The sequence below is a fragment of the Nonlabens sp. Hel1_33_55 genome (genome assembly GCF_900101765.1).
Taxonomy (GTDB): Bacteria; Bacteroidota; Bacteroidia; order Flavobacteriales; family Flavobacteriaceae; genus Nonlabens.
The window spans coordinates 912345-929501 of the sequence record NZ_LT627735.1 but is presented as its reverse complement, the minus strand read 5'-3'; the positions used below and the strand labels follow the sequence as shown (position 1 = coordinate 929501).

The following is a 17157-nucleotide window of genomic DNA, read 5'->3' as shown; positions in this document are numbered from 1 at the left end:
GCCATACCTTGTCTGTCGCTTGTTACTTCCTATTTTTACAGTATGATCACTGTTTTTGTCATAGGTACTGGTAATCTGGGAAAGCAATTATGCGTTGCGTTGGAATCTGATCAAGATTCTCAAATCAAACTGATGGGTTACACCAACCATAGCTTGAATGATATTCCGCAAATCAAGGCTCCTTTATTTAAGGAAAAATTTCCTAAATGTGATTTGTACTTACTTGCAGTTCCTGACGATTCCATTGAAAAAGTAAGCGCATCAATTCCAGCAAATCAGCCAGTAGCACACATGAGCGGCAGCGTTCCTATGAGTGTTTTAGATAGTCATGATGAATATGGCGTTTTGTATATACCTCAAACGTTCAATAAATACCGTCAGGCAGATCTGGAAGAAATCACGATTTGTCTGGAATCAGGTTCAATGGAAATGAAAGAAAAATTATGGATGGTGGCTGGCTCGCTTTCGCGAAAGCGAACTCACATCAACTCCACGCAACGACAACAGCTTCATCTTGCTGCGGTGTATATGAACAATTTTGTGAATCACTGTTATTACAAGTCTGCTGAAATCCTGAAAGCAGCAGATTTAGATCCAAAATTGTTGGAAGGTTTGCAAACAGAAACGTTGGAAAATGCCAAGCAATCAAAACCTCATGATGCTCAAACCGGTCCAGCGCGACGCGGTGATAGTGCAACCATAAATAGGCATTTAGAACAACTCAAAGAATCAGATCAAGCCATGTATCTGGCTATAAGTGAATCCATTAAACGAACCTATGAAGACTAATTATAAGAAATTGCTCACCCATATCAAGGCTTTTATATTTGACGTAGACGGTGTACTAACTGACGGCCGACTACTGATCTCAGAAAGTGGTGAATTACTACGTACCATGAATGCCAAAGATGGTTATGCCATGAAAACAGCGCTTAACAATGGCTATCTAGTATGTATCATAACAGGTGGAAAAAACGAAGGTGTGAAATCCAGACTGCTAGGTTTAGGCGTTGATGATGTGTTTCTCAATGCGAGTGACAAAATGATTCAGCTTGAAGAATACATGGGAAAACACAATCTTACAGTTGATCAAATTCTATACATGGGCGATGATATGCCAGATGTTCCTGTGTTAGAATACGTAGGTCTTGCCACTTGCCCGCAAGATGCTATTCCAGAGGTCAAGGCAGTGAGTGACTACATCTCGCATAAAACTGGAGGCGATGCCTGCGTGCGTGACGTTATTGAGCAGGTTATGAAAGTTCATGGTAAATGGAATGTTGAACACGGTAAAACCGCTGCCAGCAGTTGATCTATCTTAAACTTTCTCGCTGGCCCAACGTATTGATGACCGCGCTCACGCAACTGGTTATCATTTATGGTTATCTGCCTCAAACGGGTGCAGATCTAGCTTTGGAGCTTTGGCAGGTTGCTCTATTGATGATCTCCACTGCTCTATTAACCGCTAGCGGTAATGTGATCAATGACATTTATGATGTGCAGACGGACATACTGAACAAACCCGATAAGGTACTGGTAGGTAAAAAAATCACAGAAAAGAAGGCTTTCAACTTTTACATAATATTGACGATACTTGCTGTTGTTGCTGGATTTATTTTGGCAAATTCGGTAGGTCTGGCAAGTCTTGCGGCGGTATTTATAATCGTTTCTTTTTTGTTATACTTCTATGCAACGTATTTAAAAAAGGTACTATTGTTAGGTAACCTGCTAATATCGGTTTTAGTTGGTTTTGTGGTTGTTATAACCGCTGTTTTTGAATTGGTTCCATCCATAACGGAATTCAACAGAGCGGAACAATTGGCAGTATTTCAGCATCTTTTAATTTTTGCCCTATTTGCTGTCGTCGTCAATCTATTGCGGGAAAGTATCAAGGATTGTCAGGATATAAAAGGCGATCATGCTACAGGACGTAATAGTCTCGCAATTTTATTGGGTCGTGACAGAGCCTTGAAAGTATTGGCGGTTTATACTATTATCTTATTACTTATCATGGGTTACTTCTTGACTACCGTACTTTATGTAGACCGTATCAGCGTTTATTATACAGTATTTCTGATTATGGCTCCGCTAATGTATCTGGGAATACGGCTGTGGAGTTCAGTATCCACTAAAGAGCTTGCAATCTTATCCCTTGTTTGTAAATTAGTTTTGCTGACAGGAATCATAGGCATCGCCATTATAAAATTTTAAATGTTACAGAAAAAATTACAGCACCTAGATATTATTCTTGCCTCACAATCGCCGCGAAGACAGGAATTGTTGAAGGAATTGGATATTGATTTCAGAATTGAGACAAGACCCGTTGACGAAGTTTATAGCAAAGAGCTTAAAGCAGGAGAAATCACAGCCTTTCTTTCTGAGCTTAAAGCGAAAGCCTTTCAAAACAACATCAAAGACAACCAATTAATCATTACCAGCGATACCATCGTATGGCTGGAAGATGCTGCGCTGGAAAAACCAAAAGACCTAAGCCACGCCAAAGAAATGTTAGCATCCATGAGCGGAAAGATGCATGAGGTCTTCACATCAGTTACCTTCACGACAAGCACCAGTCAAGATACTATCACAGATTCCACAAAAGTGTACTTTAAAAACCTCACAGACGCTGAAATCTCTTACTACGTAGAAACCTATAAACCTATGGATCGCGCTGGTGCTTACGGTATTCAGGATTGGATAGGTTATACTGCCATTGAAAAATTGGATGGTTGCTATTATAACGTGATGGGATTACCTTTACCTAAAGTCTATCAATGGCTTTCAAACAATTTCCAAGAATGAAAAAAATAGCAACTACTACTCTACTAGCTTTGATGTTGAGCTTAGCTATGAGTTGTAAAACCGATAAAGAATCGGTTGAAGAGGATGAGCTTGTTGAAGTTTTGGATTGTTCATCGGTGAAGACTGGTAAATTTAAATATGCCAATCCTGCTTATGGCGAATGGATCATTGATCGCAATGAAACTACCAGTATTGAAATAAGCGAAACCGATGATCTCAAGATTTATAGTGATGTCGTATGGATCACAGACTGTGAATACGAACTACATATTACAGATACAGACAATCTAGATAACATGGCGGTAGTGTCTAGTGTCCTGAGAGTGGTCATCACAGATGTTATGGATTATGGATACAAATGCGTTTCCTACACACCAGATGGTCCAGAAGAATTTGAAATGATACGGATAGATGGGTAATATTTACAAAGGTTTTATAGCTGGAAGTATTGCAGCGGCTGTTCTATCACTGCTGTTCTATAGTTCGGATATAAATTTCCAGTATGAATATTTTAACTGGAAACATTTTGCATGGCTATTTTTACAAACCATTGCACCTTTGATTGTCATGGCCATTTATTATTTGTGGCGAAGTAGGTATAAATTGAAAGATCTTAAAAATCACAAAGGCTGAATAAATTCGCTTTCGCGAAAGCAAACTAAACAAAAAACCCATCTCAAATCGAGATGGGTTTTTCAATATGATATAAAATGTTCTCTAGAACATCTCTCTTCCAGCAAAATGGAATGCTGCTTCAATCGCCGCATTCTCATCGCTATCACTACCGTGAACAGCATTCTCGCCTACACTCTTTGCAAATAATTTTCTGATGGTACCATCAGCTGCTTCTGAAGGGTTTGTTGCTCCTATTAGTGTACGGAAATCTGCTACTGCGTTTTCCTTCTCTAATACAGCTGCCACTATAGGGCCGCGAGACATAAATTCAACCAACTCTCCATAGAATGGGCGCTCGCTGTGAACCGCATAAAATTCCTGTGCATCTGCAACAGTCATTTGCGTTAGTTTCAAAGCGACGATCTTAAAGCCGCTGCTAGTTATTTTTTCTAATATAGCTCCAATGTGTCCATCCTCGACAGCATCAGGTTTGATCATTGTAAAAGTTCTATTCGTTGCCATTTACTGTTTTTAAAATTGCGGTGCAAAAATACGGTATATAAAAGGCTTAGGACAATTCATTTGGGATTTTTTGGCTATTCATCATTTCACTTAAGGACTATAGGATCTGTATCTGAGTACTAGAAATCCTATTTTTGCAGTCTATGCAAGATCAAGAAATACAAAAGCTCAAAGCTGAATTGTCCTCACCTAAAAAGATAGTTATTGTTCCCCACAAAAGTCCGGATGGTGATGCTGTGGGCTCCATAACGGCTTTGTATGGTTATCTTAAAAAGGGGAATCATCAAGTATCCATGATCTCACCTAATGATTTTCCATCATTTCTATCCTGGTTGACTTATAGTGAGGACATCCTCAACTATGAACAGACTCGCGATGAATCTGATAAATTGATTGCAACAGCAGATTTTATATTTATTCTGGATCATAATGCCTTCCATCGTGCCGGTGATATGGAGAAACCGCTTTCTGCGGCAAATGCGACCTTTGTAATGATTGACCATCATCAGCAGCCAGATGACTTTGCTACCTATATGTATAGCGATACCAGCATGAGTAGTACGTGTGAGATGATGTATCATTTTCTTGATAAAATGAAAGCACTTGATACGATCGATCCCGCTATGGCGACCAGCCTCTATACCGGTATTTTAACTGATACAGGCAGTTTCAAATATAGATCTACAACATCTACCACATTGAGAGTAGCTGCAGATCTAGTGGATAAAGGTGCAGAAAGTGAGGCCATCAACCGTAAGATTTATGATGTGAACACGCCATCCCGCATGAAGCTTTTAGGAGTAGCCTTGAACAATCTGACAGTTTTACCAGAATTACGTACCGCTTTTATCACGTTGACGCAAGAAGAGCTGGACGACAACAATTTCCAGAAAGGCGATACAGAAGGTTTTGTGAACTATGCTTTGAGTCTCAATGACATTGTATTTGCTCAGATTTTCATCGAGAAAAAGGACGAAAGCATTATCAAGACTTCCCTGCGATCCAAAGGTGATTTTGATGTCAATCAAATGGCTCGTGAACACTGGAATGGTGGCGGACACAAAAATGCCGCTGGCGGCAGGTCAGAACTGAATATGGAAGAGACTAAAGCCAAATTAATCCTTATATTGCGCGACTATGAAAAAGCACTTCAGGGCACACAAATATAGTATCATGATTGCGCTGTTTGTCAGTGTTATGGTAGGCTGTAAGAATCTGGAGCCACGTGAACCTATTGAACGCAAGACCAGCACAACTACTGACTTTTCCATAGAACTCAACAAGCAAAGAAATGCTGCAGAGGAAGCTTACATCGAGAAGTTGATTGAGGCAGATTCAGCAGAATTTTCCCGTTCTCCCAATGGATTCTATTACCGCTTTATCGTCCAGGACAGCATCGCAGGTGACCGTCCCGAATTTGGCGATCGCGTCACGTTTAATTACAACATGGAGACGCTAGATGGAGAGACTATATACAGTGAAGAAGAGCTATCTCCCGTAACAAAGAGCCTGGAGCAGGAATACGGTATTTTCAAGGGATTACGTGAAGGATTGAAACTTATGCAGGTAAACGACGAGGTGATTTTCTACTTTCCTTCCTATACGGCGTACGGTTTTTATGGTGACGAGAAACGCATAGGCCTGCACACACCTATCAAAAGCACGGTGAAATTGCTTAAGATTGATAAGAGTAAATAATATTAAATTTGTTCCGCTTTCGCGAAAGCGGACTCAACCACAAACCCTATAATAAAAATTAAAATTTCTAACATGAAGAAGATTCACGGCTTACTATTGATTCTAGCCATTATTTTAACTGCAGCATCTTGTAAAAATGAATATCCTGATATTGAAGATGGCATCTATGCAGAATTCAAAACAACCAAAGGAACCATGCTCGCCGAGTTGTACTACAAAGCAACACCTACCACCGTAGCTAACTTTGTGGCGCTTACTGAAGGTAACCACGAGTTTGTACTGGATAGTTTGAAAGGAAAACCATACTATGATGGTCTTGTATTTCACAGAGTTATCGATAGTTTCATGATTCAAGGTGGCGATTATACAGGTACTGGTTCTGGACAAGTAGGATATCAATTTGCACAAGAAATTGTTGATACATTGAAGCATGACGAGAAAGGAATTCTCTCCATGGCAAATGCGGGTCCTAATACAAATGGTAGCCAGTTCTTTATCATGGACGAGCCTAATGCTAACCTTGATGGAGGTTATAACGTTTTTGGTAAAGTGATTGAAGGTCTTGCCGTGATCGATTCTATTTCTACGGTTGCGACTAATCCTAGAGACAATCGCCCATTAGATAGCGTTGTAATGAAATCTGTCAAAATCATTAGAAAAGGAAAGGATGCTCAAAAATGGGATGCTGTAAAAACTTTTAAAGAAGGTCAAGAATTAGCAGAACAAGAAAGGTTAGCAGCAGAAAAACTAGCTGAAGACCGTCGTGCCGCAGCACCTGCAAAACGACAAGCAAAAGCAGTAGAATTTGCTGACCTTAAAAGTAAAGCTAGTAAACTTCCCAACAGCAATGTTATGATTTACACTGTTTCAAAAGGAACCGGTGCAAAACCAGAAGAAGGAACGAGAGTGTTGCTTGAATATTCTGGCTTTCTTGAAAATGGGAACCTTTTTGACAGTAGTGATATTGAAACGGCTCAAGAATTTGATGCACTTAATCCTAATAAGGAAAGAGCTAACATGTATCGCCCTATACCTGTACAATACAGCAATCAAGCAGCAGCGATTCCAGGATTTAGAGATGCATTACTTTCAATGAATTATGGTGATAAGATTGTGGCTTTCATTCCGTCAGAATTCGCTTATGGTGAAGCTGGAAATGGCCCTATACCACCCAACTCAAATTTGATCTTTGAAATGGAACTGATGGAAAACGATCAATAGCCTCAAAAGCTAAATCTATTGTAAAAACGGACCTGAAAATGGTGCGTTTTTTTTTGCTCATCCATAAACCATTATATTTATAATTATGAAGGAAATCATTTATACAAAAACAGCTCCTAATCCCATAGGCCCCTATAATCAAGCCGTGCTATGGAGAGGTTTACACCAACATACACTTTATACCAGTGGCCAGATTGCTATTGATCCCACAACAGGAAATATAGAGACTAAAGACCTTGAAAAAGAAACCCATCTGGTAATGAAAAACCTGCAAGAGGTTTTGAAAGCTGCGGGAATGAGTTTTGATCATGTGATTAAGACCAGTATATTTTTGAGTGACATGAAAAATTTCACCACCGTGAATAAGATTTATGGGAGTTATTTCAATGAGGATACCGCACCAGCAAGAGAAACTGTTGAGGTTGCTAACCTTCCTAAATACGTCAATGTAGAAATTTCAGCTATAGCTATCAATGGATAAATCTGTCTTTTCTGATTCTGAGCTGATTCTTAATAGTGATGGAAGTATCTATCATTTGAATTTGAAACCAGAGCAACTTGCGCATACTATCATTACAGTAGGTGATCCAGAGCGTGTTCCAGAGGTATCGAAATATTTTGACACGATTAAGCATAAGATTGCTAAACGTGAATTTCATACCCACACTGGGACTTACAAAGGCAAAGAAATTAGTGTTATTTCCACAGGTATAGGAACCGATAATATTGACATCGTTTTCAATGAGCTGGATGCTTTGGTAAATATAGATTTTGAATCACGTGAGGTGAAGGATCAACTCACTACGCTTGACATTATTAGAATTGGCACTACTGGAGCTGTACAGCCTAAAATTGCGGTGGATTCATTCTTGCTATCGCAACGTGGAATCGGCTTTGACAGTTTATTGCATTGGTATGATAATGATATCGAGGATAAAAAATTTGCTGCAGCTCTAGTCAAAGAGTTGCAACTATCTGATGATATGGCAACTCCATACATCGTACAATGTAACAAAGAACTATCCAAGCATTTTCAAACTATTGAAATGTTGAACGGAACAACTATTACAAACGTTGGATTCTACGGACCACAATCACGCCGATTGCGATTAGCACCGTCAAATAAAGAATTGAAACAACTCATCACCAATTTTTCTTATGATGGGCATCAGATTACAAATTTAGAGATGGAAACCTCTGGCATCTATGCTATGGCAGCCCTTCTGGGGCATAGAGCTGTATCATTGAACGCCGTTCTAGCTAACCGAGCAACAGGAGCGTTTTCAAAACAGCCTAATGAAACGGTTGATAAATTGATTCAGTTCACGCTGGATCGTATTGCAACAATTTAAATATTTGAGTTCATATAACGCACTTGTGGAAAAACTAAAGGATTACCCGTATCAGCATAGAGATATCAATTGGCTTAGCTTCAATGATCGAGTGCTTCAAGAGGCTGCTGACACTAGCAATCCTTTATATGAACGGCTAAAGTTCATCGCCATCTTCTCTTCTAATCTTGATGAGTATTTTAGAGTTAGGGTTTCTCAATTGCGACAATTAAAACGGGTTGATAAGAGTCTACGTAAAAAACTAGCGCTGCGACCTTCAAAATTTGTGAAGCAATTACTACGCAAAGTGCATGATCAACAAATGCTCTTAGGTGAAATATTCTTTGAGCAAATCGTTCCAGAACTCGCAAGCAACAAAATTGTAATTTTAAAAAAAGACGAATTAAAACAACAATTCAAAAAGGAAGCACTCTCCTATTTTGACAAGAATTTAAAAGACATTGTCCAATCTCAATTAGTTGAAGCCAGCAAGCACAGTGATATATTCCTTGAGAATCAAAGGCTGTTTTTGTTGGTGACTTTTGAAGATGAATCTAAATATGGTATTGTAAACATTCCGTCTAATGAGGATCAGAGATTTGTTGAAATTGCTCAGAATGATGGAAAACACTACATCTGCTTCCTGGATGATATAATTAAGTTGAAATTACCACATCTATTTCAGGAGGAAACGCTAACAGGATGTTATGCTGTAAAGCTATCTCGAGATGCAGAACTTTACCTTGACCAAGAACTAGAAGGAGAATTAGCCGATAAAATTTACGAGTCATTAGAACAACGAACTGATGGTCAACCTACACGTTTTCTGTACGATGAAGGCATGCCAAAGGTCGTTCGCAAAAACATCAGAAAAAGTCTTGGGTTAGGTAAAATTGATATGGTAGCTGGTGGCGCTTATCACAATTTTGACGACTTTTTTGGTTTTCCAGATCCAACCAATAATCCTGAACTTCACGCTCCAGATCTAGAGGTTTTAGAGCATTCAGGTTTACATGGCAATAACTATTTTGATGTTATAAAGGAGAAAGACCAATTGGTTCATTTTCCGTTTATGTCTTTTGATTACGTGCAAAAATTTATTGATCAAAGCTCTACAGACGATCAGGTTGAGGAGATTAAGATTAGTTTGTATCGCGTTGCAGACGAGAGTGATCTGACAGATTCTTTATTGACTGCTCTTAAAAACGGTAAGAAAGTAACCGTTTTTGTAGAAGCTAAAGCTAGATTTGACGAAGAAAACAATATCAAATGGGGTCGCATATTTGAGGAACATGGCGCGCAGGTTATTTATAGTTATCCGCGAATTAAAGTTCATAGCAAGGTGCTGCTCGTACTGCGCAAGGAAAAGAACAAGACCAAACGATATGCTTATATAGGAACAGGAAATTTCAATGCGAAAACTTCCAAAATCTATTGTGATCATGGCTTATTCACTGCTAACAAGCAAATTACCAAAGATTTATCTAGGGTTTTCAAAGTATTGGAAGGCAAGCTTATTATTCCTAGAGCAAAACATTTACTGATTTCGCCATTTACTACGCGCAGCACTTTTGAGGATCTCATTCGCAAAGAAACAGACTCTGCCAAAGATGGTAAGCCAGCAAGTATCACGGCAAAAATGAATCAGCTGGAAGATCCTGGAATGATAAAGCTGTTGTATAAGGCAAGCCAGGCTGGAGTCAAGATACGTTTGATCGTGAGAGGTTTTTCAAGCTTGATCCCACAACTGGATCAAATAAGCGACAACATCCATATGACGTCTATAGTGGATCGCTATTTGGAACACGGCCGTATTTACAAGTTCCACAATAATGGAGAACCATTAATGTTTATGGGCAGTGCAGACTGGATGTCTCGCAATCTTGATAGACGTATAGAGGTACTCGCTCCTATTTATGACGAAGATATTTTTCAGGAACTCGATGAGATTCTTGAGGTTCAATTGAATGATAATATCAAGGCTCGAATCCATACACCTCAAGAAAATAATCCTTTTGTAGAGACTGATAAGGATAATCCAGTACGCTCCCAACAAGTAATTTATAATTATCTGAAGAAAAAACACAACGCATAGAATGAGAACTAAAATCAATATAGGTGGCGTTCCAGAACATTTCAATCTACCATGGCATCTAGCTATAGAGGATGACGCTTTCGCGAAAGCGAACATAGATTTAAACTGGCAGGACATACCAGAAGGTACCGGTAGAATGTGCCAAGCATTAAGAGATGGCGAGTTGGATGTGGCCTGTATTTTGACCGACGGAATCATTAAGGATATAACAGCTGGCAATCCATCTAAAATTCTACAGGTGTATGTTGAATCACCTTTATTGTGGGGTGTACACGCTCCAGCAAGCCTAATTATTGAAGATACTGCTCAACTTGATGATCCAGTGATTGCCATAAGTCGTTTTGGTAGCGGTTCTCATTTGATGAGCTTCCTGCTTGCCAAAAGGCATGATTGGAATCCAGATGAGCTAAAATTTGATCTTGTGAATACTCTTGATGGCGCTGTTAAATCATTGAGTACAGACCAGGCACAATTATTCCTATGGGAACGCTATATGACACAGCCTTATGTGGATCAAGGTATCTTCAAAAGACTGGAAACAATAGCAACGCCATGGCCCAGTTTTGTGATTGCTGCAACAGACAAATGCATTGCAGAAAAGGAAGAAGCGTTGATTAAAATGCTGCAAATAATTAATAAGTATTCTGCTGATTTTAAAGAGATACCGAGCATTGACCGTACTATAGCTTCACATTATGATTTGCAGGTTGGTGACGTACAACAATGGCTATTGAGAACTGAGTTTACAGATCAACAGTTGGATGCAAAAACAGTTGCTAAAATCAGTGAACAATTCTTGAATGTAGGTATCTCCAAGGAGCCTATTCAATTAGATGATCTTCTTTATAATTTACCTTTTCCAGACGAGGAAGAGTAGTTTACCAGTCAATAGGTTTCTTGCCCTGTTCCTTTAAATAGCGATTGCATCTTGAGAAATGTTTGTTGTCAAACCAGTAACCTCGGTTGGCACTCAAAGGTGATGGATGTCCAGAGGTCAGGACAAAATGCTTTTTCTCATCAATCAATTTTAGTTTACTTTTTGCAAAACTGCCCCAAAGCATAAACACCAGCTTTTCACGCTCTTCCGCAAGTGTCTTGATAACTTGATCTGTAAACTGCTCCCAACCTTTTTTCTGGTGGCTTCCAGCCTTACCAGCTTCTACAGTTAGTGTGGCATTCAAAAGTAAAACGCCTTGATCTGCCCAGTGTTCTAAGTTTCCAGATTTAGGGTATGGCTTTCTCAAATCGATATCTCGTTGTTGTTCCTTAAATATATTAATCAAGGATGGCGGGTGAGTAATACCATCTGCCACAGAAAAGCAAAGACCATTAGCTTGTCCAGCACCATGGTAGGGATCTTGACCCAAAATCACAACTTTCACATCTTCAAAAGGCGTGCGATCAAAAGCCGCAAAAATTTTATTTCCTGGTGGATAACAGGTCTTGGTTTCATATTCCTGTTTGACAAAGGTGATAAGGTTTTCAAAGTATTCTTTATTGAATTCTTCTCTCAATACTTCCTTCCAACTGGGATCAATTTTCACGGGCATGATAATCTTTTCCCGTAAAGTTACAATCTCATAATATTTATGATAGAATCATCTACTATAATCTATTCACAACTTCCTTTATAACCATTGAGTACCGTTAAAAAACCACCAACCAACTCACGGGAACGGCACTACTACCCTATTTTTGTCAAATCATATGAGGAAAATTTCCAGAAAGACATTACAGGATATAGAGTTTGACAAAGTAGTTGAACAAGCCATCATTTATTGCAGCACAGATGACGGCAAAACCGCACTTTCAAAAGTGAGGCCACTTGATAATAGAGCCGCCATCATGGAAGCTCTTTCTCACACCAGTGAATATTTTGCTTCTTTCAATTCTGATTATGCCATTCCCAATCATGGTTTTGATCCCATTGATCGCGAGTTACAACTGCTGGGAATCGAGAATAGTGTGCTGGAAAAAGAAAGCATTCGCAGGCTAGTGATATTGCCTAGATCTGTCAATGAACACATTAAGTTTTTCAAGAAAACAGCAGAATTATTTCCAGTTCTATCTTCTAGAACAGAAGATATCGAGTACAACACTCAAATCCCTGATAAGGTGGATGAGATTTTGGATCGATTCGGTGAGATAAAGGATGATGCATCACCCGTGCTCAAAGATTTACGCCGGGAAATGAATAGCGTGCGTGGACAGCTCAACGGCAGCTTTGGTGCAGCTTTGACACATTATCTCAAACTGGAATATCTGGATGAGATCCGTGAAAGTGTTGTGGACAATCGGCGTGTTCTAGCAGTACGTTCCATGCACCGCCGCAGAGTAAAAGGTAAGATCATGGGCAGCTCAAAAACGGGTAGCATCACGTATATCGAACCGGAGCGTGTTTTGACGCTTTCGCGAAAGCTGTCAGAATTAGAGATTGAGGAACATGAGGAAATACAGCGCATTCTAAAGGAGCTGACCGATTTTATGAGGTATTTCATTGAAGATTTTGAAGAGCAACGTGCTTATCTCACACAGACGGATGTGATTGCTGCAAAAGCTAAATATGCTCGTAAAATCAATGGTTTATTACCAATGGTCGTGGAACATCTAGAATTAGATCTTGTAGATGCTTACCATCCATTACTGATGGTTGCCAATAAAGAAAGAGACCAAAAAACGTATCCACAAAGTATACGACTAGCGCCAGAAAACAGAATTATCGTAATCTCTGGACCTAATGCCGGTGGTAAATCCATCACCTTAAAAACAATCGGTTTACTACAGGTGATGCTTCAATCTGGTATGCTGCTACCTGTACATGAGAAAAGTAGGGTTTGTTTTTTCCATACGATTCTAACTGACATAGGAGATAATCAAAGTATCGACAATCAATTGAGTACCTATAGCTACCGGTTGAAGAATATGCGAGGTTTTTTGCGTAAGGCAGATGATAAAACACTTTTTCTTATAGATGAATTTGGAACTGGTTCAGATCCAGAATTAGGTGGCGCCCTTGCAGAAAGTATGCTGGAAGAACTATACGCCAGAAAATCGTACGGAATTATAACCACGCACTACACCAACCTCAAGATGCTTGCAAATGAGCTGGAGGAAATGACAAACGCAAATATGCTGTTTGATGCTCAATCGCTGGAGCCCATTTATCAATTACAATTAGGCGAGGCTGGTAGTTCCTTCACCTTTGAGGTTGCCCAAAAGAATGGGATACCGTTTTCTTTAATTAACAAGGCCAAAAAGAAAGTGGAACGTGGTAAAATACGTTTTGATAAATCTATTGCTGCATTGCAAAAAGAGCGATCTGATTTAAGAAAAAACAATGCTTCCCTGCGTGATAAGGAAGTGCGCGCAACGCAAACTGCGAACAAATTAGAAGATACTCAAGATAGAGTCAAACAAAAGCTGGAGGATTTTCAAGAATTATACGATACCTATCAAAGGCACATTCAACTGGGTAAAAAGTTTGACCAGCTTGCTAAGGATTTTTCAAATAATAAAAAGAAGCGCCTTTTACTGGATGAGCTTATGAAGTTGGTTATTACTGAAAATGTAAAACGACAACCAAAACCAGCAAAAAAATCTGAGGCTAAAAAGGCACAAGGCAAGCAAAAACAAGTGGAAAATGAAGTGATCCAAAAAGTCACCAAAATACGCAAAGAACGGCAGGCAGAAAAGCCGAAAGTTGTGGTTGAAGAGAAACCAAAACATACTTTTAAGCTCAATGAGCGCGTACGGTTAATCGATTCAAAATCCATAGGAACCATTGATAATATTGAAAAAGGTAAGGCAACCGTGAACTATGGAATGTTTACTACTTTAGTTAGCCTGGAGCAACTAGAACCCGTAAAGAAATAATGGAAAAGAAGATTGTACTTTTTGATGGCGTTTGTAATCTCTGCAATAAGGCGGTCACTTTTATTATTGAACATGATCCTAAAGATGAATTCAGATTTGCCGCATTACAAAGTGACATAGGTGAAGAACTCTTAGCAAAACATAACATTGATCGTTCAAAAATCGATAGCATTATCTTGATCAAAGAAAACAAGGCTTACATAAAAGCTAGTGCTGCTTTGCGCATCGCTAAGGACTTGAAAGGCCCTATTTCTTTAGTTTACATTTTTGTCATTTTACCTAAATTCATTACAAACACGGTTTACGATTTTATAGCTAGAAATAGGTATGATTGGTTCGGTAAAAAAGACAATTGCATGATTCCTACAACTGATTTAAAATCTAAATTTTTGGATCAGCATTAACTTATAGTTAACATGTTGGTGAACTTATGACTTAAGCAGTTATCTTTATCAAAATCTTTTGAAGTGAAGAGTTTTTTTGTAGGCCTCTTGGTTTTTATTTTTTATGCCGTTTTGTGTATAGGACTTCTTTCCTACACGATGGGCGATACTTATACCTTTGGAAGTGACGCTTTGAACCAATCAAATGAAGAATTAAGTGATGTAGGAATTGCTACAGATTTATCTTTTGAAGATTCTACTAATTTAGGAGCAACAAGCACTGAGGATATGAGTGATATCCAATTAGAGTCGACTGATTCCTTAAATAATTCTACAGATAATTCTTCAGGACTTGAACTAGATGACTTAAACGGCATTAACCAGCAAAGTGATGATTTGAATGCTGAAAATATAAATCGCCCAGCAGTACCATTTAATATCTCTTTACCTGATAATTCCAAACTGATTGATTGCAGTGCATTCTCAGTGGTTTTTCAAAATCAGGGTCGTGTAAAAATCCCTTATTCCTGTAGAGAGTATGGAATTAGTATTAAATCGTTTTTGGACAAAAACCCTGGTTCAACTTTAAAGATTACCGGATATACGGATCCCATCGAGTCGCCAAACACTGGGACTGGTAGAGCAGATTATTTAAAAAACTTATTGACCAATACAGGAATTCCTGCAGATAGAATTATTGCTACCTCTGCGGTAAATAATCTTAATTTTAGTTCTGGTTCTGCTAACGGCGGTGTTGCTATGGAAATCAATGGGCGCATATCCACCAATTCATCCTCAACAGATCTTACTGAGAATTCAACGCCTTCTTCTACTGATGGAGCTACAGAGACAAAAGCAGTTCTTGCTTCTAGGAAGTTCACATCTGGATTTCAAGGGAAGTATTTTTATGGAGATCAAAAGTTTACGTCCTACTCCACCACGATAAAGAAATTATTGAGTGAAAATCCTGGAAGTAAAGTTTATGCTTACAGCTACACTGATAATGAAGGTGATGCTAATGATAATTATGCAATCTCTAGGGATAACGCTGGTACAGTAAGAAAAATTCTTCTACAAAGTGGTATATCATCAAATAGAATTCAATCAGTAGCTCGTGGTGAGCAAAATGCTGGTGGCTCTGGAAATAATTTAAGTGTAATACTTGTAATCAAATAATAGATATGGAAGATATTCTGGCCAATTGGACTTTCTATGCTATTCTAGTGATGATGTTGTTTGGTGCCTTTGTGATTGGTTATTTCTTTGGGAACTCATCCAATAAAACTATTGTCGTTAAGACAGAGAAAGTGGCAGTACCACTTGCATCGTCAACTCCTGAAAAAGACAATGAAAATTCGGCTATAGAAAAAGGCGATACCAGCAAACGCATTGAAATTGATGAATTAAGTAGGCCAGGTCCTATTCGAGCGTTAAAAACTAGGGAACGTTCTGGTTCCTTGAGCAATGATGCTAAATTGACTATTGCAGAAGATAGATTGGACTTCCAATCATTAGGTCGTGGTGATCGCCACAATAAGGATGACTTTCAAAAGATTGTTGGAATAGGCCCATTCATTGAAGAGAAATTGAATTCTATTGGTATTTACAATTTTAGCCAACTAGCAAATATGACTGAAAAAGATATGGAAGCTATAACAGCTTTGATTGATTTCTTTCCTGGCAGAATCCAAAGAGATGATTGGAAAGGGCAAGCACAACAATTATCAGCAAAAGAAAATCAGGCATAAAAGCTAGATGGCTTTCATGCCTGATTCAAAAATATTCAACTAAGCTTGTTATTGATTACCTAGAATGATTGGTAATCCACTGTCTCCAGAACCTACAACTACAACTTTGGCATTTGGTGATTGTGCTAACTGCAAAGTAGCTTCAATTCCTTTTTCAGTTAGAATCTTATCAGTTAAGGATGCACTTAGAATTGTATTTGCTACTGCTTTACCTTCAGCATCAATCTTTTGACGCTCTGCTTCTTTTGTTGCCTTAGTTAAACGGAATTCATATTCCAATGACTCTTGCTCCTGTCGCAGCTTGCGTTCAATAGCCTCTTTAATTTTAGGTGGTAATGTTACATCTTCAACAAGAACACGGTTTACCTGTACATATTGAGTTTTCAATTCTCTACGAACTTCATCCAGAATTTCGGTTTGAATGACGTCGCGTTTACTAGAATATAATTGTTCTGGTGTATATCGACCTACCACGCTTCTTGCTGCTGCGCTTATAGCAGGTTCAAGAATCTCGGTTTCATAATTACGTCCTTTTTCCTGGTGTAAATAAGGAAGCTTATCATACTGTGGTTGATACCAAACTGTACCGTCCACCTGAACTTCCAATCCATTCACAGATAACACTTTCATTTTATCGCTTACAGACAGTTGTCTCACGGGATAGATGATCATATCGTTCCATGGTGCAATAATGTGAAAACCTTCACCATATGTGTTTTCAGTATCAACACCGTCGCTAAAAGGTCTAAACAAAACTCCAGCTTGACCAGCATCGATGACCACAGAACTTTTGATGACAATAATGATAAATAAAACAACGCCAATAATTGCAAAAATGGCTGCTCTAGGTAATCTCTCCATAATATATA

General features: G+C 38.8%; 19 protein-coding genes. 16 read left to right on the top strand and 3 right to left on the bottom strand.

Features of this window, described 5'->3' with window-relative positions; genetic code table 11:
* Positions 1–42: 42 nt before the first annotated feature.
* From BLO34_RS04035 to BLO34_RS04015, 5 genes are read left to right on the top strand one after another with little or no spacing between them, the layout of a single operon-like run.
* The gene (locus tag BLO34_RS04035; protein WP_090752818.1) at positions 43–789 is read left to right on the top strand and encodes a Rossmann-like and DUF2520 domain-containing protein; all 747 of its coding nucleotides are present in this window, start codon (positions 43–45) and stop codon (positions 787–789) included.
* Positions 779–1312, top strand: coding sequence for a KdsC family phosphatase (locus BLO34_RS04030; protein WP_090752815.1), 534 nt, complete (start codon positions 779–781; stop codon positions 1310–1312). Before BLO34_RS04035 ends, BLO34_RS04030 begins: the two co-directional genes overlap by 11 nt.
* Entirely contained in the window at positions 1309–2211 is a 903-nt protein-coding gene (locus tag BLO34_RS04025; protein WP_231959556.1) for a geranylgeranylglycerol-phosphate geranylgeranyltransferase, read from the top strand. The genes BLO34_RS04030 and BLO34_RS04025 overlap by 4 nt, the downstream gene beginning before the upstream one ends.
* Entirely contained in the window at positions 2212–2802 is a 591-nt protein-coding gene (locus BLO34_RS04020) for a Maf family nucleotide pyrophosphatase (RefSeq protein ID WP_090752814.1), read from the top strand. It abuts the gene before it with no gap.
* Complete coding sequence (locus tag BLO34_RS04015; protein WP_157686664.1) at positions 2799–3221, top strand: hypothetical protein; 423 nt, start codon at positions 2799–2801, stop codon at positions 3219–3221. Before BLO34_RS04020 ends, BLO34_RS04015 begins: the two co-directional genes overlap by 4 nt.
* Positions 3222–3519: 298 nt before the next feature.
* On the opposite strand, the gene BLO34_RS04005 is transcribed toward BLO34_RS04015, so the two are convergent.
* The gene (locus BLO34_RS04005; protein WP_090752805.1) at positions 3520–3939 is read right to left on the bottom strand and encodes a nucleoside-diphosphate kinase; all 420 of its coding nucleotides are present in this window, start codon (positions 3937–3939) and stop codon (positions 3520–3522) included.
* A gap of 143 nt (positions 3940–4082) precedes the next feature.
* Between BLO34_RS04005 and BLO34_RS04000 the strand changes: the two genes are divergently transcribed.
* The 7 genes from BLO34_RS04000 to BLO34_RS03970 all read left to right on the top strand — a co-directional run bounded on the left by BLO34_RS04000 (position 4083) and on the right by BLO34_RS03970 (position 11161).
* Complete coding sequence (locus tag BLO34_RS04000; protein WP_090752803.1) at positions 4083–5108, top strand: DHH family phosphoesterase; 1026 nt, start codon at positions 4083–4085, stop codon at positions 5106–5108.
* A gap of 4 nt (positions 5109–5112) precedes the next feature.
* Positions 5113–5637, top strand: coding sequence for a gliding motility-associated peptidyl-prolyl isomerase GldI (gene gldI, locus BLO34_RS03995; protein ID WP_231959555.1), 525 nt, complete (start codon positions 5113–5115; stop codon positions 5635–5637).
* A gap of 72 nt (positions 5638–5709) precedes the next feature.
* Positions 5710–6858: a peptidylprolyl isomerase gene (locus BLO34_RS03990; RefSeq protein ID WP_090752797.1), complete on the top strand. Its 1149-nt coding sequence runs from the start codon at positions 5710–5712 to the stop codon at positions 6856–6858.
* 85 nt (positions 6859–6943) lie between these two features.
* Positions 6944–7339, top strand: a complete 396-nt coding sequence (locus tag BLO34_RS03985; RefSeq protein WP_090752795.1) for a Rid family detoxifying hydrolase — start codon at positions 6944–6946, stop codon at positions 7337–7339.
* Positions 7332–8210 carry a nucleoside phosphorylase gene (locus BLO34_RS03980; protein WP_090752793.1) on the top strand — a complete coding sequence of 293 codons (879 nt, stop codon included), beginning with the start codon at positions 7332–7334 and terminating at the stop codon, positions 8208–8210. The genes BLO34_RS03985 and BLO34_RS03980 overlap by 8 nt, the downstream gene beginning before the upstream one ends.
* 4 nt (positions 8211–8214) lie before the next feature.
* Positions 8215–10284, top strand: a complete 2070-nt coding sequence (gene ppk1, locus BLO34_RS03975) for a polyphosphate kinase 1 (RefSeq protein WP_231959554.1) — start codon at positions 8215–8217, stop codon at positions 10282–10284.
* 1 nt (position 10285) lies between these two features.
* The gene (locus BLO34_RS03970) at positions 10286–11161 is read left to right on the top strand and encodes a substrate-binding domain-containing protein (protein ID WP_090752789.1); all 876 of its coding nucleotides are present in this window, start codon (positions 10286–10288) and stop codon (positions 11159–11161) included.
* A gap of 1 nt (position 11162) precedes the next feature.
* Here the strand turns inward: BLO34_RS03970 and ung are convergent, their stop codons facing one another.
* The gene (gene ung / locus BLO34_RS03965) at positions 11163–11834 is read right to left on the bottom strand and encodes a uracil-DNA glycosylase (protein ID WP_090752786.1); all 672 of its coding nucleotides are present in this window, start codon (positions 11832–11834) and stop codon (positions 11163–11165) included.
* A 157-nt stretch (positions 11835–11991) separates the two neighbouring features.
* On the opposite strand from ung, the gene BLO34_RS03960 reads away from it, so the two are divergent.
* The 4 genes from BLO34_RS03960 (at position 11992) to BLO34_RS03945 (ending at position 16288) form a co-directional block, all read left to right on the top strand.
* Positions 11992–14157 (top strand): endonuclease MutS2, encoded by a 2166-nt coding sequence (locus tag BLO34_RS03960; protein ID WP_090752784.1) that lies wholly within the window; start codon positions 11992–11994, stop codon positions 14155–14157.
* Entirely contained in the window at positions 14157–14561 is a 405-nt protein-coding gene (locus BLO34_RS03955; RefSeq protein ID WP_090752782.1) for a thiol-disulfide oxidoreductase DCC family protein, read from the top strand. The genes BLO34_RS03960 and BLO34_RS03955 overlap by 1 nt, the downstream gene beginning before the upstream one ends.
* Positions 14562–14624: 63 nt before the next feature.
* Positions 14625–15716 (top strand): OmpA family protein, encoded by a 1092-nt coding sequence (locus BLO34_RS03950; RefSeq protein WP_157686662.1) that lies wholly within the window; start codon positions 14625–14627, stop codon positions 15714–15716.
* A gap of 5 nt (positions 15717–15721) precedes the next feature.
* Positions 15722–16288: a hypothetical protein gene (locus tag BLO34_RS03945; RefSeq protein ID WP_090752779.1), complete on the top strand. Its 567-nt coding sequence runs from the start codon at positions 15722–15724 to the stop codon at positions 16286–16288.
* 48 nt (positions 16289–16336) lie between these two features.
* Here BLO34_RS03945 and BLO34_RS03940 read toward each other — a convergent pair whose 3' ends face one another.
* The gene (locus BLO34_RS03940) at positions 16337–17149 is read right to left on the bottom strand and encodes a prohibitin family protein (protein ID WP_090752777.1); all 813 of its coding nucleotides are present in this window, start codon (positions 17147–17149) and stop codon (positions 16337–16339) included.
* Positions 17150–17157 lie beyond the last annotated feature (8 nt).